This is a genomic window from Plesiomonas sp. ISS29, from assembly GCF_056522795.1.
In genome coordinates, this window is record NZ_JAWRZQ010000001.1 from 2035033 (window position 1) to 2061029 (window position 25997).

The 25997-nt window shown below is 43.2% G+C and carries 18 protein-coding genes and 1 pseudogene; 13 read left to right on the top strand and 6 right to left on the bottom strand.

The window, feature by feature from the left end; all coding sequences use genetic code 11:
- The first annotated feature begins 23 nt into the window (after positions 1-23).
- On the top strand, positions 24-296 hold the full coding sequence (locus AC1HDJ_RS09140; RefSeq protein ID WP_479535250.1) for a DUF2960 domain-containing protein: 273 nt from the start codon (positions 24-26) through the stop codon (positions 294-296).
- Positions 297-332: 36 nt separating this feature from the next.
- Positions 333-569: a hypothetical protein gene (locus AC1HDJ_RS09145; RefSeq protein WP_479535252.1), complete on the top strand. Its 237-nt coding sequence runs from the start codon at positions 333-335 to the stop codon at positions 567-569.
- Between the two features lie 11 nt (positions 570-580).
- Here the strand turns inward: AC1HDJ_RS09145 and cspE are convergent, their stop codons facing one another.
- On the bottom strand, positions 581-790 hold the full coding sequence (cspE, locus tag AC1HDJ_RS09150) for a transcription antiterminator/RNA stability regulator CspE (RefSeq protein ID WP_438621967.1): 210 nt from the start codon (positions 788-790) through the stop codon (positions 581-583).
- A gap of 708 nt (positions 791-1498) precedes the next feature.
- Here cspE and AC1HDJ_RS09155 point away from each other — a divergent pair.
- The 3 genes from AC1HDJ_RS09155 (at position 1499) to folM (ending at position 6596) form a co-directional block, all read left to right on the top strand.
- Positions 1499-2131 (top strand): transglycosylase SLT domain-containing protein, encoded by a 633-nt coding sequence (locus tag AC1HDJ_RS09155; RefSeq protein ID WP_479535255.1) that lies wholly within the window; start codon positions 1499-1501, stop codon positions 2129-2131.
- Positions 2132-4343: 2212 nt separating this feature from the next.
- Complete coding sequence (locus AC1HDJ_RS09160; RefSeq protein WP_479535257.1) at positions 4344-5747, top strand: amino acid permease; 1404 nt, start codon at positions 4344-4346, stop codon at positions 5745-5747.
- Between the two features lie 117 nt (positions 5748-5864).
- Positions 5865-6596, top strand: a complete 732-nt coding sequence (folM, locus tag AC1HDJ_RS09165; protein ID WP_479535259.1) for a dihydromonapterin reductase — start codon at positions 5865-5867, stop codon at positions 6594-6596.
- Positions 6597-6663: 67 nt separating this feature from the next.
- On the opposite strand, the gene AC1HDJ_RS09170 is transcribed toward folM, so the two are convergent.
- Positions 6664-7602 carry a DNA replication terminus site-binding protein gene (locus AC1HDJ_RS09170; protein WP_479535261.1) on the bottom strand — a complete coding sequence of 313 codons (939 nt, stop codon included), beginning with the start codon at positions 7600-7602 and terminating at the stop codon, positions 6664-6666.
- A gap of 132 nt (positions 7603-7734) precedes the next feature.
- The gene (locus AC1HDJ_RS09175) at positions 7735-8709 is read right to left on the bottom strand and encodes a glucosaminidase domain-containing protein (RefSeq protein WP_479535264.1); all 975 of its coding nucleotides are present in this window, start codon (positions 8707-8709) and stop codon (positions 7735-7737) included.
- A 211-nt stretch (positions 8710-8920) separates the two neighbouring features.
- On the opposite strand from AC1HDJ_RS09175, the gene AC1HDJ_RS09180 reads away from it, so the two are divergent.
- The gene (locus AC1HDJ_RS09180) at positions 8921-9946 is read left to right on the top strand and encodes a DUF2860 family protein (protein WP_479535266.1); all 1026 of its coding nucleotides are present in this window, start codon (positions 8921-8923) and stop codon (positions 9944-9946) included.
- Positions 9947-10072: 126 nt separating this feature from the next.
- On the opposite strand, the gene hrpA is transcribed toward AC1HDJ_RS09180, so the two are convergent.
- Positions 10073-13975, bottom strand: a complete 3903-nt coding sequence (gene hrpA, locus AC1HDJ_RS09185; RefSeq protein WP_479535268.1) for an ATP-dependent RNA helicase HrpA — start codon at positions 13973-13975, stop codon at positions 10073-10075.
- Positions 13976-14346: 371 nt separating this feature from the next.
- Between hrpA and AC1HDJ_RS09190 the strand changes: the two genes are divergently transcribed.
- The 6 genes from AC1HDJ_RS09190 to rlmF all read left to right on the top strand — a co-directional run bounded on the left by AC1HDJ_RS09190 (position 14347) and on the right by rlmF (position 22101).
- A complete protein-coding gene (locus tag AC1HDJ_RS09190; RefSeq protein ID WP_479535270.1) occupies positions 14347-15381 on the top strand; it encodes an ABC transporter substrate-binding protein in 1035 nt (344 codons plus the stop codon).
- 10 nt (positions 15382-15391) lie between these two features.
- Complete coding sequence (locus AC1HDJ_RS09195; protein WP_479535272.1) at positions 15392-16465, top strand: FecCD family ABC transporter permease; 1074 nt, start codon at positions 15392-15394, stop codon at positions 16463-16465.
- Positions 16466-16520: 55 nt separating this feature from the next.
- Positions 16521-17570 (top strand): FecCD family ABC transporter permease, encoded by a 1050-nt coding sequence (locus tag AC1HDJ_RS09200; RefSeq protein WP_479535274.1) that lies wholly within the window; start codon positions 16521-16523, stop codon positions 17568-17570.
- Between the two features lie 5 nt (positions 17571-17575).
- On the top strand, positions 17576-18415 hold the full coding sequence (locus AC1HDJ_RS09205; protein WP_479535277.1) for an ABC transporter ATP-binding protein: 840 nt from the start codon (positions 17576-17578) through the stop codon (positions 18413-18415).
- Between the two features lie 416 nt (positions 18416-18831).
- The gene (locus AC1HDJ_RS09210; protein ID WP_479535279.1) at positions 18832-20907 is read left to right on the top strand and encodes a TonB-dependent receptor domain-containing protein; all 2076 of its coding nucleotides are present in this window, start codon (positions 18832-18834) and stop codon (positions 20905-20907) included.
- Positions 20908-21120: 213 nt separating this feature from the next.
- Positions 21121-22101 carry a 23S rRNA (adenine(1618)-N(6))-methyltransferase RlmF gene (gene rlmF, locus AC1HDJ_RS09215; protein ID WP_479535281.1) on the top strand — a complete coding sequence of 327 codons (981 nt, stop codon included), beginning with the start codon at positions 21121-21123 and terminating at the stop codon, positions 22099-22101.
- Positions 22102-22229: 128 nt separating this feature from the next.
- Here rlmF and AC1HDJ_RS09220 read toward each other — a convergent pair whose 3' ends face one another.
- Positions 22230-24080: a glycerophosphodiester phosphodiesterase family protein gene (locus AC1HDJ_RS09220; RefSeq protein WP_479535283.1), complete on the bottom strand. Its 1851-nt coding sequence runs from the start codon at positions 24078-24080 to the stop codon at positions 22230-22232.
- 178 nt (positions 24081-24258) lie between these two features.
- Complete coding sequence (locus AC1HDJ_RS09225) at positions 24259-25035, bottom strand: SDR family oxidoreductase (RefSeq protein WP_479535285.1); 777 nt, start codon at positions 25033-25035, stop codon at positions 24259-24261.
- Between the two features lie 824 nt (positions 25036-25859).
- On the opposite strand from AC1HDJ_RS09225, the pseudogene AC1HDJ_RS09230 reads away from it, so the two are divergent.
- A pseudogene (locus AC1HDJ_RS09230) lies at positions 25860-25949 on the top strand (hypothetical protein); the annotation flags it as partial.
- Positions 25950-25997: the final 48 nt, after the last annotated feature.

The following is a 25997-nucleotide window of genomic DNA, read 5'->3' on the forward strand; positions in this document are numbered from 1 at the left end:
GAGCGCTTTTTTAGGAGGCCTTAATGGCACGCAGAATCGTTTATACCTTTAAAGGTAAATCTAAAGAGATCCCGTTTGCTTACACACAGTACCACGATATGTATGAAGCAGTAGCTAAAGCTGAAGGCATTGATTTAAAAGCATTTATCATGATGGAACAACAGGTTGCTGCAACATCTAAAGGTTCTAAGGCCGTGAAAGATTTTCGACATAACTATTTTCTGACTCTAGGATTTACTGCCATTACGTTCGTTAAAGATGAGAAAGAAGAGCAGGGTGTTGCTGGTAAAGTATAATAAGAGAAAATATATAGCAGGTTACCAAGCGAACGCGTGTTAATTGCAGATAATAATACAGCATCCTCAATGGATGCTTTTTTTTTGCATCAAACACATTATTTATCACTAATTGGTAAGAATAGAGAAATGAAACGAAGTGAAGAGAGTGCGTTAGCCATAGTTATTGAATTGAGAACCCAACAATTGGGGGAAGAAGAGGGAGTCAATAGATATAAAAAAAGCACCCCTAAGGATGCTTTTTTGCTTTTAATCAGACCGAAGTCTAACTAAAGAAGGCTCAATTACAGCTTGATTACGTTAGCTGCTTGAGGACCTTTCTGGCCTTGTTCAACGTCAAAAGAAACCTTTTGACCTTCAGCCAGAGTTTTGAAGCCTTCGCTCATGATAGCACGGAAGTGAACGAATACGTCAGCGCCGCCGTTATCTTGAGTGATGAAGCCAAAACCTTTCTCTTCGTTGAACCACTTAACGGTACCAGTAGATTTAGACATTTTAGTCTCCTGAAAATCTTTTATTTAAAGTTAAACATTACGCATAGCGCGTTCTAGCCAGAATAAAGAAATATTTATGATGACCAATTGAACGAAAATCTTCAGGACAACTACTAACAAAGTTAAGCGGTGTAGCGAAGCGTTCAGAATCAAATTGTTGCATAAATAAGGTCTGCTTTACAGGCCGGAATGGATATTACCACAGATTAGCCTCTTGTACATACTTATTTGCTTGGTTTTCATAAATTTTTCGTAAACTCAAAACTAACAACAGAACGTTGTAATGCGCACTGCCGTTTGATTATAGCTTATAATCTACTGACATACACAAGTCATTAATGAAATTTCGTGATAAAAGGCCAATAAGTGGCATTTATTTAGAAAAAGAGGTGATTTGGTTAGCATATAAGAAGGTGATTCAGGTGTTTTGGCTATTTTACAACCATACTTTTGGCCTGTATTTTACCTAAAGAAGAGAAGGTGAGCTGCCAAAACATTCCTCATGCACAAAAAACACACGAATTTATTGTGTGTTTTCTTGTGTAAAGTTAGTCATGCTAAAAAAGCAGAATGGCCACTGGATAACATAATGATCAGAATAACTGATCTAGTTCACATTTTAATCATTTGCATTGCAAAGTATAATGCAGAGATTGTTATTATTTTCTTTCAAACTTTTCGTTCACCCTGAGTATTAATGTATTACTTATGAATAAACCACGTTATTGGTTTGTTTTGATCTTGTTCACGCTTGTTCTTGCAGGCTGTAGCAGTTCAGGCAAACGCCCTTCAAAGCAACCGAACTATGAGCATACTACCCTGAGCCCACAGGCGAAGATGTACATGCCATCAATAAAAAAATCAGCACGCCGTTATGGTGTTGATGAGAAGCTGGTTACTGCATTGATACAAGTTGAATCAAGTTTTAATCCTAATGCAATTAGCCGTTCAAATGCGATCGGTTTAATGCAAATTAAACGTGAGACAGCAGGGCGCGAAGTGTTCCGTGTTTATAAAAACAGTTCAGGCATGCCGACAAAAAGTTATTTGCTTAATCCAGCCAATAATATTGATGTTGGTACAGCCTATTTAAGTATTTTGCGTGATAGGCAACTCGCCGGTATTCGGCATCCGAAAAGTATGCATTATGCAATGATGGCAGCTTACAGTAATGGTGCTGGTGCATTATTACGATCATTTCATCCAGACAAAAAGAAAGCTCTGCAAAAAATCAATCGCATGAGCCCTGAACAAGTTTATCGTTATATAAATACTCAACATAACGATCAGCAAGCCAGGCGTTATATCTATAAGTTGAACTCTGTCTACAATTCAATTTGATTAGCTAATATTAAATAGACTCACCTATTTAATAATATCACCGTGATCTTACATCACGGTTTTTTTCGCCTGAAACCAGTTGAGCTATTCAATTTATGTCATAGGATAATCAAATCGATTTTTTGTGCTGGTCTAAAATTTCTCGGGGATATAATCAATTTATTTTTAGTTAAATAGCTATCTCCATTTGAATATCCTATTGATAGGGTATTTTATAACCTGCCGCAATTCTGATTATTGATGTCAAGAAATTATGATGATGTGGGTTACTGTAAAAAATTTTTTATATCTAGTTTGTATTATAAATACTATCAGCATAGTAATGTTATTTTTATAAATATTTTAAAAAAATAGGAATAATCATGGGATAAATAATTAATTTTAATAAAAATTGACGTATTAATATCAACAGCACCATTTTAATATTTTTAATTGATGGATTAATACAGACTTCAAATTTTAACTTACTGTTAATTATATAGCCTTGCATATATTGTAAATATAAAGTAATTTTCATACAGGTTGATTTTAAATGTACTCTAGTATTTTTCATCGTTAATATATATTACAAGATAAGCATATGATCATATCAGTAGATATTTACCATGTAGATAAAGATTATAATAATCTTGGTTAATTATCCTTATGGGTATAATGTTTTCAGAACCATACTATATAAAATGACACTCTAAAGCAGAAAGTAAAAGCAAGTATCCACATATTGGATTTCTGATGTTATAGATTAAATAGCAAACCCAATATGACTAAGAGGGTATCATTGTGATAGCAGCGTTCATTGAAATTAGTTTTACCCATGTTTGTCATTATCTTACATGAGAATAGTGTTTCTTCTTACGCACTTTAGTATCTGTACACTATTTCTGCTTTATAATCTCTAAAGAAGGCCGATTGGTATATTTTAGGCAAAGTACTCAGCAAGGCATATTTTATGTTCAAAAATGATTGTGATGATTTAATTTTTTCTGAGTTCAATTTGTCTTATTCATATACTGTGGTTACCTTCAGATATGATTACGCAGTTAGGCAACTAAAAATTATCTAGATAAAAATATGATTTTTGAAAATGAGATCACTGATAAATAGATAAAGACAGTTTAATGCCAGATTTTCTTTCTTTTTTTGTGATCTAAGCATCTAAGTAAACTGAGAAAGTAGGGTGGGCTGAACATAAAACGCTCATGTTATGAGCTACCAGCTTTATTGTGATTAATTTTTAGCCAATCCAATCTAATTGGTAGGCTTAAGTGATTTTAATTTTAACTACGAATATCCGTTTAAATTTTTAGATTTCACGTAGCGTTATCAACTGCTTTTATATCCTTAGTAGGGTTTAGTTTGCTATAAAGAGCAGCCAGACCTGATTTTTTTAATGGCCGGATTGGTATGATTGTTGTAGTGCGTAGTGATTTTTAAAATCAGTGTGCTTCTCCATTTTTATGTTCATAATACGATGAATATGATCTCTGCTAAATGACAAAGAGCAATTGAGAATACAATAAAGGCCGTCGTATTTTTAGTCTTTTTTTTATTATTACCAAAACCAGAAAACATAACGAATAGATGAAAAAAAGAGGAGAGGCTACGTGGTAACAGTTCTGTATACAGTATTACTCACACTACTATGAGGTAGAGATGGTTTCTGCTTACTCCCTTCTTAATTTAACATAATATACATTGTGCGCACTTGTGGTTGGATGTAGCAATGAGCAGTGAGGATAACAGATCATCAATAGTTATCATTGATGCATACATGCGCGATTACATATTTCACTCATAATTAAAACCTAACATTAACAACCATTGAGTTGATCGCGCTACGTGAAATCTGAAATTATAAGTACACAGATACTGACAAAATCAATTCTGCATAAGATACAGATAGATTACTTATCATAGCATTACAAGCGTATGAGTCTATTTATTGAGCGTAAAGCCTACATTTAGGCTGTTAATTGAACGATTTATGGTGATTGATATGAAAATAGCGCATATTGTACGCCATTTGAAATTAAATACTTTGCAGGCAAGAAATCCTTTGCTGATATAGCGACATGTGCGTAAAATTCGCGAGTATTCAATGACATTAGTGATTTTCACTCAAATAGATTGAACGCTATGTCATGAAATATAATGCTTGGGGTCGGTATTATGATACCGGCTTGTTTAGACCATTCTTCAGGATCTCCCCACATTGAACAAAAAACTTGGTCTTGGTGCATTAACTGCACTGGTACTTAGCTCCATGGTTGGCGCAGGTGTTTTTAGCTTGCCTCAAAATATGGCTGCCGTGGCCAGCCCCGCCGCGTTATTGATTGGCTGGGCCATTACTGGTGTTGGCATTATTTTCCTAGCACTCGCATTATTACATTTATCGCGTTTACGCCCAGATCTTGAAGGCGGAATATTCACGTATGCGCGTGAAGGGTTCGGTGAGTTTATAGGCTTTTGCTCTGCTTGGGGTTATTGGCTATGCGCTGTTATTGCTAATACTTCTTATTTGGTTATTCTCTTTGCAACATTAAGTTTTTTTACTGATAGCCCTGGTAATGTGATATTTGGTGACGGCAATACTTGGCAGGCATTATTGTGCTCATCTGCCCTACTTTGGATTGTGCACACGATGGTATTGCGTGGCGTTCAGGAAGCTGCAAGCATTAATAATTTAGCGACAATTGCTAAACTTATTCCGCTGTGTATTTTTATTGTTTGTGCTGTATTCTTTTTTAAGTGGGATACATTCCATATTGATTTTACTGGCCTGGCATTAGAAACTCCCGTATGGCAACAAGTAAAAGAAACAATGCTGATAACGGTATGGGTTTTTATTGGTGTTGAAGGTGCTGTAGTTGTTTCCTCTCGTGCAAAACACAAACATGATATTGGCCGCGCAACTATGCTAGGCTTATTGTCAGCGTTGGGGATTTATTTACTGGTAACGCTGTTAGCTGTTGGTGTTATGCCACGTGCTGATGTGGCGTTATTACGTAACCCTTCAATGGCTGGCATGCTTGATCTAATGATTGGCCCTATGGGTAAAATCATTATTAGCTTAGGTTTAATTATCTCAGTATGTGGCGCGTATTTAAGCTGGACTATTCTAGCCGCTGAAGTTCCCCATGTTGCTGCATTGCAAAATGCATTCCCACGTTATTTGTCAAAAATAAATGAGAATGGTTCTCCATCATCATCTTTGTGGCTTACGAATGGCTGTGTTCAGATTGTATTGTTACTGATCTATTTTTATGGTGGAACATACAATTCATTGCTGACAATAGCATCTGAAATGGTACTTGTACCCTACTTTTTAGTTGGTGCATTCCTACTTAAAATTGCAATTGAACGCAAAAGTATCTTGTTAAAAATGATTAGCTGTGGTGCATGTATATACGGTATCTGGTTACTTTATGCATCAGGTTTACCTCATTTAATGTTATCTGTTTTAATGTACGCACCTGGTGTACTTCTCTTTTTCTACTCTCGGAAAAATAATGCGGATGTGCTTCCTCTACAACGGATTGATCGTATTGGCGTATTAATGCTTTTACTAGGAATATTACCCGCTACATGGATGCTATATCAAAATTTGCATTCATAATCTAAAAAAGCCGATGTTGATACATCGGCTTTTTTACTTTAACTTAAAATAAGTTGAGATGAACATCAATTCAGTATATGTATATAGTTAATTTTTATAGATAGCGAGTACAGCTCTATGCCATTGCAACCACATTCAGAGGTCATCATTATTACGGGTGGAGCAAAACGTATTGGTTACGCACTTGCCCGCTATTTTTTACAGCAACAAAAAACGGTGATTATCAGTTATCGAACTCATTACCGTGAGGTTGATGAATTGATCGCTCTAGGGGCTATTTGTCTTCACGCTGATTTTTCAACAGATCTGGGTATTGAACAGTTTTATGAGCACGTTATTGCAACACTAGAGAAACTTGGTGAGCAAAAGATAAAGGCATTAATTCATAACGCCTCTGAATGGCGATCAGATAAAAAAACAGTAAGTGATCTTAGCTCTGCACTTAATGCAATGATGCAAATTCATGTTAAAACCCCCTATTTACTAAATATGTTGCTGCAAAACCATTTTGATGAGCATGCTGATATTATTCATTTTACTGACTATGTGGCAGAAAAAGGTAGCGACAAACATATTGCTTATGCAGCAAGCAAAGCCGCATTAGAGAATTTAACATTATCGTTTGCAAAGAAACTAGCACCTTTGGTTAAAGTAAATGCTATCGCACCTGCGTTGATAATGTTTAATGACCATGATGATGATGAGTATAAGAAGAAAGCACTGGCTAAATCATTAATGGGAGTTGTACCTGGTGAAGCTGAAATCATTCAAACTGTGCAATATTTACTCGACAGCCAATATGTAACAGGCCGGACTTTACATGTTGATGGTGGTCGGCATTTACGTTAATGACAGCTGATATCTTTGTTCTGCCCGATAGATATCATCATCGGGCAAGTTGATCCGGTTTACTAGTCTACTCTATTATTTCAATATTCAAACGTGGAAGCAGTGCCTTGCCTTTTCCTATTGGTCTGCGGTGTTTTGATTCAGCATCTATACGGTTAAAATCTTTTAGTGGTGTTACTTTTACCGGTATATTAGTGGTCAATAATGGTAGATTTACCTTACCATTACCGCGTAATGTGGTTATGAGATCTGTGTCTGGAAGTTGTTCTTCGTATACCCAATTAACCTGTGGTACTTCCCGTAATATACGGCGATAACGCAATTGCGCATTCTCAGGCAGCGCTTCGACTATCGCGATCTCTTCTTCTATTTTTGCAGCCCAAATATCCCCTTCTAAATTCATTGCGATATGTGCCGGAGGGTAACGCCGTTCTTGGGTTAACTTTTCAAGCAATAATGCCTTATTCAATTTACTGCTATCACTTTTTGATGCAATAGGCCTCTGCCATGAAAAACTTACCTTCATTGTGTTACAGGGTAATAATTTGATGTGGCGAGTAGCCTGTAATGTGACCATCATCGGGAAGCGAGAATGTACAGCTTCAAAACGCTGCTCTGGATTACCTACTGCTTTGATAGCATCAGCGAACCGATCTTTACACGCATTAATGGTGTGAATAATTTCTTGTAGCTCATGGTAACTTCCAGAACAAACAGCTAAGCCTGGATAACGCTGGACAATTTTTGTTGAGGGGGTTGAATCAGAATCACAGGTATCAGGAGCATAAAATTGGCGGTATATTTTTATCAGCAGTGGTGTTAGCTCTTCTCCACCGATAATCGCAGTCACCGGAATGATATCAGGAAGATTGCCTTCATCCGCCCTGCTCCATAAAGGCAACTCATATAACCATAGATGGGTTATTGGATTGTCTGTTAGAAATAAATCTAATACATCAAGTGCACAATCAAGATCATATTTGGCGGATTTTAGAGAAATAGCCATGCTAAACCTTTTGATATAAAATTTTCAGCGCATAGCGCTACCTATGATACTATTAGGCATAGTATAGTATGATGACTTAAATTTACAAGAGTTACTCTTTCTATTTATCTTTTATCATGTTAATGGATTAAATTAACTTTCTGAGAAAGTAACATGAACAGGTTCGCTTTTCGCCAATTGAATATTATCAAACTGATTGAGATTAGCATTATGCATTAATTCATGCAGGTCTCGAATATAGTGTCTACCCCTTGAGGAATAATGAACGAGATCATTCGCTAATGAATAACCGAATAATCTCTCATCACTGTTTTGCATTTGCTGGCGGCGAAGACGAAAATCGTGATATGCCGGGTTTATATTTAAATTATGGATATAAGAATACACTGAATCATACAGTGTGTTGAATCCGGCTAATCTGACTCGTCCATGCTCAGCATGGATGACATAGTTTTCATGCTGAGGTGATTCATGCTGGCCAAAAATCGCGTTACCATGCTTAGCTGTATACGATGTACCCCACCCACTCTCATCAATGCTTTGTGCTAAAACCAGTGAGGCAGGAACAATATTAACCCGAGAAAGCAAGTGATTATAATCACTAGGCGATACATTATACTGAGCATAAACTTCATTAAGCCATTCAGATTCATTATCTGATAATGATTTATCACCTAATTTCTGGTTATGCAGTTTAATTATCTCTGACCTGGTCTCTTTTATTTCACGGTTAACCTTCTTAATAATGGGTAACATAATCATGATAAATGTTTTTTTCTTTTCAGGTGTATTCATATCGCGAAGATCATTAGGTAAATTATTACAATAAACCGTAGGTATACCACTACGGTCTATATCACCAATATAGATATCATGCTGATGCATAAACTGCATATAATCAGCTGCATTATCAAAAGATATATGCTCAACCGATGTTTTACTTTGCCCATTTAACAAACTTGGTAATTCTGCTGCATGTGCCATTGATGATAAAAAAATGGCTGTACATGCAAAAATAACTTTTAACGTCAGCGTGGTTTTTTTAAACGAAAACATAAATTGAATCAACCGTTCTGGTGCTAAAATAAAACAACTTGGTGAAAGCACAAGCCATGCGTTTAAAATATGATCAACCTTTTACCGTGATTCGCTTTCTGTGCACACCCATTATCTGTGTCAAAACATGTCAGCGCACTCTATACCCTTACCCAAAGAGTACATTCAATTACCAATGGTGACTTGATTAACGTTGATGTAAACTGCAATTAGATTAATTAACAACATAGCGCTGCATTCCCAACATTTTATAGGCGGAAAAATGAAAAATAAAATATTGTTATCAGCCTCATTATTAGTGCCATTATCTAGTTCTTATGCTGCCACACCGCTTGATATACCAAAAGAAAGTGGGTGGTCAGGCTTTATTTCTGGTGGTATAAATGCTACGCAGAATAAATCGAACCTGTATCTTGGCCCGACAGGTGAAGATGATGCTAACCGTTATGTCGCAAATAAAGACGCGTCAGCTGAGTCAAAAAATAAGCTATCCCCTTCTTTTAACTTAGATTTACGCTATACATTGGGTGAATCAAGAACACAATTCTATTTAGGGAATCTAATTCAAGACTCTGTTCGGCTCGATTTCTCACAACAACTCGGTGTTCGCCAACAAATTGGTCAGAATGGTATTCTTTCCGCAGCCTATGTATTTTCTGGGTTAGCTAATAACGTCTGGCAAGACCCATATGCATTTGGTGTTGCTCGATCAGATACAAAACGTGATACCAAAGGTGCATTGATTGGATGGCAAAATATTTTAGGCAGTAACTTCTCAGCTGATTATACCTACCGCAATTTATCTATTGATAATGAAACCAGTGGGCAATACTTATATCAAAATAATGAATTGACATCAGCACAGATGCGGATGCTTGATCGCAATGGTTACAGCCATACATCACGTGTATCTTATTTTTATGCTATCAATCAAAGTCAATATTTAGTGCCGGAGCTTCGGTATGTTGATAACCAACTAGAAGGCGATGCTGTCAGCAATCAACAATATGGTATGCTAGTTAGTTATTTCTGGCGATCAATGCCATACAGTTTAGTCAGTAATATTTATTTAGGTAAAACCGATTACGAGAGAGCTAATCCAGTTTTTGATAAAAAAACAGATTCAACGGATTTTGCGGCTAACATAATGTTATTTAGGAATAATATTATTGATATGCCAAAACTGTCTATTTATGGCTCTTTAGCCTATGGGAAAATAAATTCTGATGTTGAGTTTTTTAACTCTCAGTTAAGTAATTTTTCTATCGGAATGATGTATCGTTTTTAGTGATTATATATTTTAAATTGCATTGAAAATATATAATCCATCGTATTAAAACAGCATAAATACGCACTAAAATATAAAAAAGGCCCTATCACAGGGCCTTTTATTAAGGTATTTAATCGGTAAAATTTAATTTAACACATCATCAATAGCTATTTTCACCCGTTTATCTGAAACCGGATACGGTGTACCTAGTTGTTGGGCAAACAAGCTGACCCTTAGTTCTTCAAGCATCCAGCGTAAATCTTGTACTTTATCTGGAACAGGCTGCCCTTTGGGTATTTTACCCAGTAATAGCTGATACTCTTTCTGTATTGACTCTACTTTAAGCATCTGCGCTCTATCACGATTAGGATCTGTCGGCAATTTCTCTAAACGGCGCTCAATGGCATTTAAATAGCGTTGTACATCAGGTAAACGCTGCCAACCACACTCACTGACAAAGCCTCGATAAATTAAATTTTCCATTTGCGCTTTCACATCAGACAATGCAAATGCCATGGTGAAATCAATCTTTCCTTTTAAACGCTTATTAATTTCATGTGATGTTGTTAATATACGCTCAACTTGTTGAGCAATATCTACTACCGTATCATTTAAATGCGCTCGAACATGATCTCGCAATAACTCAAAATTATTATCTTCCCATACTGGCCCACCAAACTCAGCGGTTAACTTATCAATACCGGCATCAATACAGTCATCAATTAAGTCAAGAACCTTGCCAAACGGGTTAAAATAAAGCCCCAACTTGGCCTTGTTAGGTAAACGCTCATGTAAATATTTAATCGGTGACGGAACGTTCAGTAATAATAAGCGGCGCGTACCTTTTAGCATTGCTTTTTGTTGCTCATGCTCGGTTTCAAACAGTTTAATACTGACTGAATCTTTATCATCCACCAGCGCAGGAAAAGCTTTAACTGAATAGCCACCCCGCTTTTGTTCATAGCATTGCGGCAGTGAACCAAAACTCCAAAGATGTAAACCAGACTGTTCAATACCATCATCAGCCACTGCGGAAAGTGTTTCCTGCACTTTTTCTTTCAGATTTAGTTTTAATGTATCCAGATCAGTGCTTTCAGCTAACTTCTGATTTTTATCATTCACCACTCGGAATGTGATGTTGAGATGATCAGGAATCGGTGTTGAACCCCAATCATCACGTGACACTGTCACCCCTGTCATCCGGCGGAATTCACGTTCGAGCGCATCGAGTAAATGACCATCGAGCGCCTCTGCCCGACCTAAAAATGCCTGAGCATAATTGGGGGCCGGAACAAAATTACGGCGTACTGGCTTTGGTAGCGATTTAATCAGCGCAATAATTAGCTCTTCACGCAAACCGGGAATTTGCCAGTCAAAACCTATCGCCTCAACTTGATTTAATACCGGTAATGGAATATGTACTGTCACGCCATCGGCTTCCTGCCCCGGTTCAAACTGATACGAAAGCTTTAATTTCAGACCACCTTGATACCAAAAGTTCGGGTAATCCAAATCACTGATCTTTGCCGCCCCTTCTTTAATCAACATTGATTTTTCAAAGCTGAGTAAATCAGGTTGTGCTTTTTCAGCTTGCTTCCACCAGCTATCAAAGTGGCGACCAGAAACGATATCGTGCGGTAAACGCTGATCATAAAACGCAAACAGGGTTTCATCATCAACCAAAATATCACGGCGACGTGATTTATGTTCTAGCTCTTCCACTTCTGCCAGTAATAAACGGTTTTCACGGAAAAACTTATGCCGCGTGTTCCATTCCCCTTCCACCAGCCCTGAACGAATAAACAACTCGCGTGATAACAGCGGATCAATCTCGCCATAATTAACTTTACGCGCAACAACAATAGGAATTCCGTAAAGCGTAACGCGTTCACTGGCCATAACCGCATTTTGGGCTTTTTCCCAATGCGGTTCACTGTAGCTGCGCTTTACTAAATGCTGGGCAAGAGGCTCTATCCATTCAGGTTCAATACGGGCTGCAATACGCCCCCATAAACGCGATGTTTCAACAAGCTCGGCAACCATTGTCCACTTTGGTGATTTTTTAAATAGCGCTGAACCTGGGAAAATGGCAAAACGGGCATTTCGCGCCCCTTGAAATTCATTTTTCTCGGCATCTTTCATACCAATATGGGAAAGCATACCGGTAAGTAACGCTAAATGAACCGAACGAAAATCGGCAGGTTCTTCATTGATAGACAGACCTTGTTCACGCACAACTTGACGTAATTGCGTGTAAATATCCTGCCATTCACGAATGCGTAAATAATTAAGGAAATCAGATTTACACTGACGACGAAATATGTTGCTAGAAAGTGCTTTTTGCTGATCGCGCAGATAATCCCACAGGTTCACAAATGCCAAGAAATCAGAGTCTTTATCATGAAAACGGCGATGCTTTTCATCTGATGCTTGTTGTTTTTCTTGCGGGCGTTCACGGGGGTCTTGAATCGACAACGCGGCAACAATGATCATAACCTCACGCAGACAGCCGTATTTAGGTGCATCTAACACCATACGTGCCAAACGCGGATCGACCGGAAGTTGTGATAACTTGCGCCCCAACGGGGTTAAACGCTTTTTCGCCTCTTTTTGTTCGGGATCAAGCGCGCCAAGCTCTTCGAGCAGCCGAACACCATCTTGAATATTGCGTTTATCTGGCGCTTCCACAAACGGGAACGCACTGATATCCCCTAATCCTAATGAGGTCATTTGCAAGATGACCGAGGCTAAGTTGGTACGCAAAATCTCAGGATCAGTAAACTCAGGGCGCGATAAAAAATCATCTTCAGAGTACAGACGAATACAGATACCGTCAGAAACACGACCGCAACGCCCTTTCCGCTGATTGGCCGATGCCTGTGAAACCGGCTCTATCGGTAAGCGCTGGACTTTGGTGCGATAACTGTAACGCGAGATACGTGCAGTACCCGGATCAATCACATATTTAATCCCCGGAACGGTCAGTGATGTTTCTGCTACGTTGGTTGCCAGTACAATACGGCGACCTACAGAGGCTTGAAACACCCTATTTTGTTCCGACGATGAGAGGCGTGCATACAGAGGTAAGATCTCCGTATGCGGCAACTGGCGCTTTTCCAGCGCATCAGCGGTATCCCGTATTTCACGCTCACCGTTCATGAAGATCAGGATATCACCGCGACTCTCCAGATACAGCTCATCTACTGCATCAAAAATCGCCTGTAGTTGATCGTTATCCTCCCCCGCATCGGCCGCGCAATGATAACGCACCTCTACTGGATAGGTGCGGCCAGACACTTCAATGATCGGCGCATTGTTAAAGTGTTTGGAAAAACGCTCAGGATCAATGGTTGCAGAGGTGATAATCACTTTCAGATCAGGGCGCTTTGGCAACAGCTCACGCAGGTAGCCCAAAATAAAATCAATATTTAGGCTGCGCTCGTGCGCCTCATCAATAATGATAGTGTCGTATTGGGTTAAAAACCGATCATTTTGAATTTCTGCCAGTAAAATACCGTCAGTCATCAGTTTGACGAGCGTATTGTCACTCACCTGATCATTAAAACGGACTTTATAACCAACAGTTGATCCCATCTGAGTTTTCAGTTCATCGGCGATACGGTTTGCCACAGAACGCGCAGCTAAGCGGCGTGGCTGGGTATGCCCGATTAACCCCTGAATACCACGGCCAAGCTCCAGACAGATCTTTGGTAACTGCGTGGTTTTACCCGATCCGGTTTCCCCTGCCACAATCACCACTTGGTGATCTCTGATAGCATTTAAAATGTCATCTCTTTTTTGGCTAACCGGCAGTTCCGGCGGGTATTCAATGGCAGGAATTGAGGCGCGACGGGCCTCTATCTTACGTTTGGCATCAGTAAGTTCAGTGGTTATCTCATCAACCACTTTTTGCAGCGTTTGTGGATTTTTAATCTTCTTTGCGCCTTCAATCCGGCGCTGCAAGCGGCGGCGATCACGCAGCATGATACCGTTAAGCTCGGCCATGCGCGGCAACAAAGGGGCTTTCACAATCGGGTTACCGTTCATTGTTGTGATTCTTATTCAATTTCAATACGGAGTCAGGTGCTGTATAGGTGCTACATGACGCACTGCTATCACCACATTAAAGCACTAAGCTTCTGCATCATGCCTGATATTGCTGTAAATATTATCACAGAGTCACGCAGGGTGCGCTTTACCTGCACATAGTCTGCCGTTTTATTCCTTATATCTTTTTATCTCTCTTTAATAGCGGATAACCGCATACCAAGTATGTAACCCGTTGCCCTCAGTGAAATGTACTCAGTGCACGTTTCTGCCGGCACCAGCTTGCATTTGATAATGATAGTTAATATCATTCCCGTTAATAGGTCACACAAGGTTACATCTTGTATCCGTACATTTTATCGGGATAGTCTATGCGTAATACTCTTCTGCTTGCCACCGCGCTCTCTGTTTTTACCCTTACGGGGTGTGATAACGCCTCATCCACAACAGACGCTGTTGACTCATCAAATGCAGCCCAGCAAAGCACGGCAACCCTCTCCACTCGCAGTGTAAAACACGCAATGGGCACAACAGAGGTTAGTACGCACCCTGTCCGCGTTGTTACGCTGACCAATGAAGCCACTGAAGCAATGCTGGCGATGGGGATTACGCCCGTTGGCGCAGTACGCTCAATGACTGTCAGCGGTCAGGATAACGGGGTTTGGTATTCACACTTTGGCAAAACCCTGCGCGATGCGGACACAGCCGATCTGGGGGAAGAGGAGCAGGTTAATCTGGAGGCGATTGCCGCGCTCAAACCAGATCTTATCCTTGGTATCAAACAGCGGCAGGAGAACATTTATGATCACCTCTCTGCTATTGCGCCTACCGTATTTAGTGAAACCTTTATGGGCGCATGGCGCGATAATCTGCTGACCTATGCAAATGGCGCTAACCAGCAGGAAGCAGCGGCCGCTCGTCTTGCCGCGTGGGATGCCAAAGCGAAACAGCTAAAAGACGATCTGCAAGCTGCGGGGAAACTGCAACAGCAAGTTGCCGTGGTACGTTTCCAGAGCGCCGGTGCGCGTTATTACTATAATGACTCTTTTGCTACTGACATTATCCGCCGTGTTGGGCTAGCTCGCCCACCGCTGCACGACAAAGAGGGGTTTGCCGAAGGCTTAACTCGCGAACGTATTCCAGAGATTAATGCCGATCAGCTGTTCTACTTTGTAATGGAAACCGGTAACGGCAAAGCCAGTGCCGCAGAGAGCAGCTGGATCGCCGAACCTTTGTGGCAACAGCTTCCGGTCGTCAAAAACGGGGCTGTGCATAAAGTAAACCATGAAACGTGGAATAAATCTTACGGGATCATGGCCGCCGATTATGTGCTTAATGATCTGCGTACCGCTTTATTACCGGCAAGTGTATTACCAACAAGCACAGCACAAGAACAACAAGGTTAAAGGAAAGGATATGCCCGCGTTGTCTTCCCCTACACCTCAGACCTTCCGTATACACCGCGCTGGTATCCCCAAAATTGCGCTGCTCTTGCTGCTTTCGCTGCTGCTAGGTTTGCTGTTTTTGGCCAGCCTGCGTTTTGGTTATACCGGGCTGAACAGTACGCTGGTCTATAAAGCCATAACAAATCACTCTCAGGGAGCGGCAATAACCACCGATACCGACACAGTGAACGCGTTAAGTGTGATCCGCGATTTACGCCTGCCAAGAGCGGTGATTGCCGCTCTTGTGGGTGCGTGTCTGGGTGTGGCCGGCGTGCTGACGCAGGGGATCACCCGTAATGGGCTGGCTTCACCCGGTGTACTGGGTATTACCTCTGGGGCGGGTTTCTTTATTGTCGTGGCCTATACCCTGTTTGGGATCAGTGAACCTCAGCAGATGATGTGGTTTGCCTTTGCCGGCAGCTTATGTAGCGCGGCGCTGATTTTCTTGCTGGCTGCGGTTAGCCGTACCGCTTCTGGCCCGCTGGGTCTGACATTGGCGGGAATTGCACTTGGTGCACTGCTCTCTTCGTGGTCTTCCGGCCTACTGGTGCTTAATGAAGCGGCGCAAAGTGAAATTATGCTGTGGCTTACCGGTAATATTGAGGGCCGAAAACTCTACCATGCCCTACCGCTGCTGCCTTTTGCGCTGTCAGGTCTGTTGATGGCAATGGGGATGAGCCGCAGCCTCAATACGCTGGCGCTAGGGGAAGAGACTGCACAAGGGCTGGGGATTAACTTGAGCCGCTTGCGAATGGGCGCGCTACTGGCCGTGGTACTGTTGACCGGAAGTGCGGTCGCGATGGCAGGCCCGGTCGGCTTTATCGGGCTAATTGTACCGCATGTTTGCCGCGCAATATTAGGCATTGATTACCGCTGGCTGATTCCTGCGGCGGCACTGTGCGGAGCGAGTTTACTGACAGCGGCTGATATCAGTGCCCGTTTCCTGTTCTTTCCGGCAGAAGTTCCGGTCGGGCTGGCCATGGCGGTATTGGGCGCACCGTTCTTTGTCTATCTAGCCTGCCGCCGTAACGGACAAGCACTCTAAAATGCACACATCTCCGACTACCGAACTCATCCAAACAAACCGCCTGAGGAGCTGCATGTCTACCTATCTGTCTGGTTATACATCCCGCTATATCCAGCTACGTTACCGTACATTCAGTCTGTTAATTGCTCGTCAGCCGCTGCGCGTTATAGGGATACTGAGCACGCTATTGCTGCTGCTAACTCTGCTGGCCATCAGTGCCGGAAATCAGTGGCTGACTCCGCAAGGGCTGTGGCTGCTGATCAGCGGTCAGGCAGACAGCGCTACCACACTGATTGTTAACCAATTTCGTCTACCGCGGGTGCTGCTAGCATTAAGTGCGGGTGCAGCGCTCGGTTTATCGGGTGTTCTGGTGCAGAGCATTATCCGCAACCCGCTGGCCTCACCCGATATTCTGGGGATTAACAGTGGCGCAGCCACCGCCGTCGTGCTGTTTTTCCTGTTTTTTCAGCAGCAAATTGCGATTATCTGGTTGCCACTGATTGCTTTTACCGGCGCGGTACTGATGATGCTGCTGCTAGTCAGCATTAGCCGGATATTACACCTGCGCCCGGGGCAGATGATTTTAGTGGGAATTGGTTTCGCCACGCTGCTTGATGCCCTGCGCGCGCTGCTGGTCATGTATGCGCCAAGCTGGATTTTAGGTAAAAGCACAGTTTGGGTCACGGGGTCTGTGCATGGTGCACGTTACGATCAGGTCTGGATGCTAGCCACCGCACTGTTTTTACTGCTGCCGTTGCTGGTCGGTTTATTGCGCCACCTGACCATACAACTGCTGGGTGAGGATACCGCGACCGGACTTGGCTGCGCGCTGTCGCGCTGGCAGTGGGCCGGACTGCTACTTTCTGCTGCACTGTCAGCGCTGGCGGTCGGGTTTGTCGGTGGAATTGGCTTTATCGCATTGATGTCGCCCCATATTGCCCGCCGCTGGGTGGGAAACCAACAAGGGCCACTGCTGATTTGTGCGGCGCTAACCGGCAGCCTGTTATTGCTCAGTGCAGACACTATAGGCCGAACCCTGATGATCCCGCTCGATATTCCGGCTGGTGTATTTACCGCCATGCTGGGTGCGCCCTATTTCCTCTATCTTCTTTTACGCCGGTGAGAACCATGACTCGCTTACAGACCCAGAACTTACAACTCTCCTATCCCCAAGCATCACGTCAGGCCGGTGCGCAGCGGCGTATTATTCATGATCTGTCGCTGGAAATTGCTGACGGTGAAATTACTGTATTTATCGGGGCGAATGGTTGCGGTAAATCGACCCTGCTTAAATCACTGGCCCGCTTGCTAAAACCCACTGCTGGTGAAGTGTGCCTTGATGATCGCCCGCTGACCGAATGGGCGGCAACGGATATTGCGAGAGAACTGGCTATTTTGCCGCAATCGCCCGTCGCGCCTGAAGAGATGACCGTTTTACAGCTGGTAAAACAGGGCCGATACCCCCACCAGCGCTGGTTTCAGCAGTGGTCAGCACTTGACCAACAGAAAGTTGAGTGGGCACTGGAGTTGACGCACACCACCGAGTTAATGCATCAGACTGTACAGAGTTTATCCGGTGGTCAGCGCCAGCGGGTCTGGATCGCGATGACTCTGGCGCAAGATGCCGATATTCTGCTGCTCGATGAACCAACCACTTATTTGGATCTGAATCACCAGATTGAACTGCTGGATTTGCTGATTATGCTCAATCGTGAGCATGGTAAAACCATCGTGATGGTGCTACATGATCTGAATCTGGCCTGCCGCTATGCTGATCAATTGGTAGCCGTTCATCAAGGTGACGTCTGCGCGCAAGGAAAACCGACAGAGATCATGACATCTGGCTTGCTACAACAGGTCTTTAATCTGCACGCTGATGTGCTGCCAGACCCCTTTTATGGCACACCAATGATTGTTCCGGTTAGCCGCCACCTGCAGTGTAAATCGGTAATCAGAAGAACAGCATAAAAAGAACAACATAGAATACACATAGATCTGCTGTTTTTATCCCACAGCGGAGGCTTTTTTACGCCTGAATGTTGTGCCTAAAGATAGGTTAATTATCACATTGATAAATAATAACTTTTTGTGAATATTTCGCTTGTTATTTAAATGATAATAGCTATCATTTGCATCATAATAATTATGTCGCCGTATACCTGCTTAACCTGAAGCTTCATCATGCAAATTCCAACGCATATGCTTGATGAGGGGGAAAGACAAACCGGTAAACGCCAGACTACAGCGCTATCTTAAAATACGCTTTTAATCTCTTTTGAATTTCTAATGAGCAAGGTCATCTGAATGCATCTGTTGTTGCTATTTTTACGGATATAACAGCAACACAGGTGCGCTTTATCCATCATCAGATAACGACCATTATTATGACAACCCAAAAAAGTAACGCAGTGCACGCCTCTTTCACAGTAACACCACTCACGCTGGCTCCGCTAACTGTCGCAATAGCCACGATATTGAGTTCGACCGCACTGTATGCGGCCGGTACATCTACCAGCGAAACCATTGTTGTTACCGGTGAAGCGATTGATGTTCACATACAACAGCAGATAGATGCCGAGCAACTCAGCAACCGGCAGGCCAGCGATATCAAGGATGTACTCAATACCCTGCCCAGCGTAACTGTTGATGGTGGTCAACGCTATGGCCGCAAGGTTTGGATCCGCGGTTTGGAAGATAAATTCTCGTTAGTGACCATTGATGGTGCGCGCCAAGAGGGGCAGATCTTCCACCACTCAGGCGATCAAACCATTGATCCGGAACTACTCAAACGTGCAGTGATTGAGTTTGGCCCTAACTCGGCACTCGACAGCGGCGGTACGGTCACCGGCAGTTTCCGCTATGAAACACGTGACCCTTCAGATCTGTTGCGAGCGGGTGAGCGCGCCGGAGGGTTTGTTAAAGCCGGTTATCAGGATGCCTATCAACGTAAAACCGGCAGCGCAGCTGTTTTCGGTAAACTCGGCGATGCCAGTGAGCTGTTATTGTATGGCCACATGGATGATGACGGTACGATGCGGTTGGGTGATGGCACAGATATTCAGTCAAAGCAGGGAAAATTAAAGTCGGGCATGGCAAAAGCCGTGTTTGAATTGGCACCTTACAGCAAGCTTAAACTTAACGTACAACACTATGAAGATGGCGGCAACCGTCAGATCTCCGGTGAAAAAGCCGGTGCAACCGAGGATAACCACTACAGTTACTCTGGTATGACACGCAATACCTACAGTTCTGAGCTTCGCATCTCACCGCCTGGTTCAGCACTGGATATGACGCTGAATATTTACCAGACCAAGCAAGGCATTGATCGTGATGCTGAAGTATCACAAGAAAAAGATTCGCAAAAACATGCCCCGAACCGCAGCTATTACAATAAAACCACCGGCGCTGATCTGCGAAATAGCACCACAATCAGCAACCATCAGCTGACCTACGGTATGGAAACTTACCGCACCGTTCAAACCAAACAAGCCGATGGTGTAAGCCGCTATATCGGCGGTGCGCAAGATGGAAAGATCGTACAGGAAGATGTGAAAGGCCGCGGGCTGATGACCAGTTATGGTCTGTATGCCGAGGATAAAATGACGCTAGGTAATCTGACACTCACTCCGGGCCTACGCTATGACCAGATAAAAATGGGTGGTTTGTACGAAGGTGATTTTAATCAGTGGTCACCCAAGCTAAAAAGCAGTTACAGCCTGAGCGATAATTTGTCGGTGCGCAGCGGCTACGGGAGGATCTTCAAAGGGCCGGGATTACCGGAAACCTTTATGATCAGTGACAATATGGTGAAACCAAAAGATGTGAAAGCGCAGACCGGCTATAACATTGAAGTTGGGGCTGATTATGATCTGACACGCCTAGTTGGCGCAGATTATGCTACCAGTGGCTTTACAGTGTACCGCTATACACTGGATAACTATTTACATCCGACCAAAAATACTGCATTGGTCAGTCAAGGCAATGCTGAAGTTTGGGGCAGTGAGATAAATGCTAACGCCGGTTTTGGCCGCTTAGATCTGTACGCCAATTACAGCTATAGCGATGGAACGCTGACCGATCACCAAGGCATGAAATCTGTATTACCGCAAACCCGTTATCACAGTATTAAACTCGGGGGCGCTTATGCGCTGACTGAGAGCGTTATTGTGGGTACGGATATGCGTTTTACACCGAACAATGCCTATACCCAGCATGAGCGAAACAAGCAAGGTGGCGTTGATACGTTACGGGTGGAACGCAACGGTTTTAGTGTCGTTAATTTGTGGACCAGCTATGAGCCGCAACAGATCAATGGCCTGAAACTGATGGCCGGTATCGATAACTTGTTTGATACCGCATATGCCGAACCAACTGGATTTGGTTTCTATTGGGGCTCTCCGGAATCCGGCACGCTAGAACCAGGCCGTAATCTGAAACTTTCGGCGAGCTATCAGTTCTAACTGCCCTGCTCTTATATTAACGGGCCGATATTACAGCACTCTTTCCCTAGCGCCTTTTTGTCTAGCGCAATGGAATGGGCTACAACGCACCAAGCCCGCCGATATCAGGCGGGCATATCAGGATTTAATTACCTCAGAATGCGGGTTTTATGCCACAAACTGCCGGATTCCCGCTATCATTAGCGGCATTATTTCCTCTGGTAGCCATATTCGATGAGTGATACAAAAAAAAGCCTGCACCCGCGCAACCTGCACCGCGCGTCTTACGATTTTGCCGCACTGACAGAGACCAGCCCTGAACTGGCAACCTATGTACAGCGTAATGCCTACGGAACAGATTCAATCAATTTTTCTGATCCGAATGCAGTAAAAGCGTTAAACCGCGCCCTACTGAAGCATTTTTATGCGGTCGAAAACTGGGATATTCCGGAAGGTTATCTCTGCCCGCCGATTCCGGGGCGTGCTGATTACCTCCACTATATTGCCGATCTGCTGGCTGAAAGTAATCAGGGCCGGATACCAAAAGGCAAAGGTGTTACCGGTATTGATATCGGTATTGGCGCAAATGCGGTGTATCCGTTACTTGGTCAGCATGCCTACAATTGGCAGTTTATCGGCTCAGATGTTGATACTACCGCGTTGGAATCAGCTGAGCGGATCTTGGCGCAAAATCCGGCGCTGCAATCTCAGATATCACTGCGCCACCAGCCTTCGCTGGAGAGTATTTTTACCAATATCATCCAGCCCAATGAGATGATTGATTTCACGCTCTGTAACCCGCCATTCCACGGTTCAGCAGAAGAAGCAGAAGAGATCTCACAGCGTAAGCGCGATAATCTGGGCTTTAACCAAAAAATTCGCGGCAACAAAGTCACGGTGTCAGCGCAATCAGCATCTAACTTTGGCGGTAAGAATAATGAGTTATGGTGCGAAGGTGGTGAAGTTCAGTTTATCTGTACCATGATTGCTGAAAGCCAGAAATTTGCCCAGCAATGCTTCTGGTTTACATCGCTCGTATCCAAAAAATCAAGCTTGTCGCGCATTTATGATGCACTCGAAGATGCCGGCGTAGCAGAAGTCAAAACCATAGAGATGGCTCAGGGCCAGAAGATCAGCCGTTTTGTTGCATGGACATTCTTCACCCCAGCACAGCAAAAAGCATGGCGGATGTACCGCTGGAAAGCGCGTGGATAAACGTTAGCGGATAAAAATACAAAATAGATAAAACACCATAAAAAATGCCGCAAGCTATTTTAGCCTGCGGCATTTTTGTTGGTAACTTATAGATTTGTAGGTTTAGGTTTGTAACCTTGATTTAGCGCTTAAAACACATAACGCAAGCGTAATGCTGTCTGCTCTATAGGTGAAAGCGCTAACCACTCGGCGCGGATAGCCACAGCTTCCTGTGGATGGTCGGTAATCAACACATCAGCCCCCAATGCCAGCATACGGATCATCTGCTTGGGGCTATTTACTGTCCAGACATGGATCTGCTTGCCACTTTTGTGCGCTCTGGCAATAAATTTCTCAGTCGCTACCGATTGGTTGATGGCAAGAAACTGGGTATCCGTACGGCTCGGATCACCAATTGCCGTGGTAACTATCAGGCCGGTGGCAAGAGAAGGGTCAAGCTTGCGCACCTCTTCTATTGCACGCGCATCAAGTGATGTAATTACCACCTGTTGGGTCATGTTCTCTTGCTGCAATAACGCCACCACTTTTTCAGCCAGCAAAGGGTCTGGCCGGTTATATTTCAGCTCAATATTCAGCCCGATTTTATTGCGCGCCAAATCCAGCATCTCTGACAACAATGGCACTGACTCTCCGGCAAAAGCGGCACTGTGCCAACTGCCCGCATCGGCGGCTTGGATCTGTGCTGTACTCAACTCAGAAACCTTGCGCGGATCATTGGCTATCCGCATCAAATCAGCATCGTGTAAAACAACTAGCTGGCCATCGGCCGAGGTTTGCACATCAATTTCTGCATAATCAGCGCGCTCTGCAATCGCCTGACGCAGCGCTGCCAGTGTATTCTCCGGCCCGCGTATCGCACCCGCCCGATGAGCGGTAATCAAAATTTGATCCGGTTTTGGTTCATCGGCCAAATTATACAATCCTGCAGCAAGCATCACGGTAAAAATGGCAATCAGTACTGTTCCCACCAGTTTTACCGATAAAGCGCTTTGGCGGGCCGCAGCGTTACGCTCCAATCGCTCAAGTGAAGCCAACTGACCGCCCGACTCGCGGTATAACTGCTGAACAATCAGCGCCTCCCCCGACATCCCCAACAAAGACCACGCAGCACTAAGGATAAAGATCAATGCCGCTACCAAAGTCACTATAACCACTTCAGCAGATAACCCCACCGTGACATGATCCAGGCCATAATCGGCCAGCGCGGAAATGGCCCTGTTCAGCGGGAAAATCAGCGCCGTTAGCAACAGCCACCAGCCTCCCGCAGCTTTAACAATAAAGCGCTCATTGCAGGTAGTCATCTGCCAACTGCAGTGCAGAGCGCTGATAGCACCACGGCGTTCGCTGACAATTACGGTTAATGCTAAAATTGAACGCGCCCATAAATGAATCGCTAACACCGCATAACCCAGCGCCAACAGCGCAATACATCCCAAAAAAGCAAACCACTCTGTTGGCTGATGATAAAGATAGTAATTAATATCGTGACGTTGTAACAAAAAATACGCGGCAATCGCACCAGACATGATAAAAGGCAGGCTGGCTAACAACAAACCCAGCGCATATATCCCGCCCAATCGTAGAAAAACCGGTAACCGACCTAGCGCAAACACTAAAGACCGAATTGGCCCAACTGGGCGGTCATGCACCACCGAGGCCGCCAGAATAGTCACCCCTGCCCGCTGGGTAAAAAATAGCGTAAAGCTGCTGCACAGTGTGACTAGAATAAAGAGTATTCCGTAGGGGGATAAAGCAAATGCCATCAGGTCATAGTTAGTAATAGCAACATTTCCAGTACGGTTGATCAGATGATTCAGAACCAAACCGGAAAGCGGCACGATGACCCCCGCTGACATCAGTGCAAACAGCAGTTCAAACTCGATCAGTTTACGCCCGCTGCGCTGGATATTTCCCCACGCTTCGCGCCAATACTGGCTGATAGACGCTGACTGAGGAGTAAGCCTCATCGAACTGCGCATGCATTCTCCTTAATGGTGCTCTGATTATATATACGGTGTTATATCTACAATACGGCATACAAAAAAGCAGCCACAAGGCTGCCTGAGTGCTTATTGTATTATAACAGCGTCATCTTCATCTGAACGTAAACTAAAGGTGAATACTGCGTCAATCCATCATATAAACGGAAATACCAATTTATGGCTGCTGACGTGTCGCCGCCAGTACAATTTCCCGAATACACAATGATTGCGGTTGTTCATACGCATAACAAATTGCATCGGCCACTTGTTCGGGTTGTACCACGCTGCCCATCTCAGTTTTCCATGCCTCATAACCACGCTTGATTGCTTCGCTGGTGGTATGCGAAAGCAGCTCAGTTTCTACTGCACCCGGAGCAATAGTAATACAACGGACATTATCTAAAGCTACCTCTTCGCGCAGACCTTCAGTAATGGCATGTACAGCAAACTTCGTGCCGCAATATACACCATGATCAGGGAAGGTTTTGCGGCCGGCCACTGAGCTGATATTCACAATAGTACCGTGCTGACGGGCGCGCATTCCGCGAAGCACGGCATGAATGCCATTAAGAACACCACTCACATTCACCGATAACATCGCCTGCCATTCAACCGGATCTTGCTCTGCCATACTGCCAAGCAGCATCACACCCGCATTATTGATCAGCGCATCAACAGGGCCATACAAGGTTTCAGCCTCAGTAATGGCAGCCGTAATGGCGCTGATATCCGTAATATCAACTTTACGGCAAAGTGTATTCGGCAATGCCAGCGCCTCGAGTTTCTCGACTCTACGTGCCAACAGTAACAAAGGGTGGCCCTTCGCCGAAAACAGCCGTGCTGTTGCCGCACCAATCCCCGAACTTGCACCGGTAATCACCACCAACGGCTTTGATACGGTTTGTGAGCCTGCTGCTAACATTGAATCTGCTGACTGAGTATTTTCTGACATTGCTAGGTTATCTCCATAATCAATAATAATGACAAACGAGCTCGATTGTCTTTAGTGCGACTATATCCCCGAAAATCCCAAGACTGAAATGCAAAATAACACTCACAGCGATAACTAAAACTTATTTCAAGAAAAGAAATACACCACAGATATGAGCTGTTTTTAAGCATTTTGGTGTAAGTTCGAGTTTTAGCTACCGTATTCAAGGTTTAGCATTGAGCCATCACACTACACCTCCCCACGCCACATGCAGCACGTGAATAACGTATAAATAACATTAACACCTACATTTAAACAATAAAAATACAATTCCACTGTTGGTTCAATAAAAGTTTTAATATTTAAACATGAGTAAATATTAAAAATAGTAACACCAACATTAATAATTATGATTTTCAATAAGGTTAAAGAATTCAACGCTAAATTCTTAGAATATATTAAATAAGAAATATTAAATAAAATAACCACACTTAAAATATGGGTAAAAGATATAAATATATACAGATACCTACAAAAAAACAGATATCAACACATAAAATCAAAAACAAACCCATTGAAGCATGATCATTCAATTGAATAATTAGCCATAACTTTAAAAAATAAAAACACCTAATCACCTTTAAAAAAGCCATTCATTTATTTCCCTGATTTTTCATATGAAAAATCAACACGCCAAAAAAGTTCCTGCATTGACCATGCCAATAAATAAACCATAGAATAAAACAAAGCATAAAACCCCATCACAATCATATAGTTAAATACGATAATGCAGATCTAGATCCAAGTGTGAACTCAATAATAACTGAAGCGCCACTCTTGAGTATCAATGGATTAATAATATAGAAAAACCTGATACTAGAAGAACAGATTTAAATACTCTCAACTTAGGTGTTATTTATCACTTTAATTTTTAGAACATCAACACCTATACCAATACGCATATCATCTAGAACTGATATTCT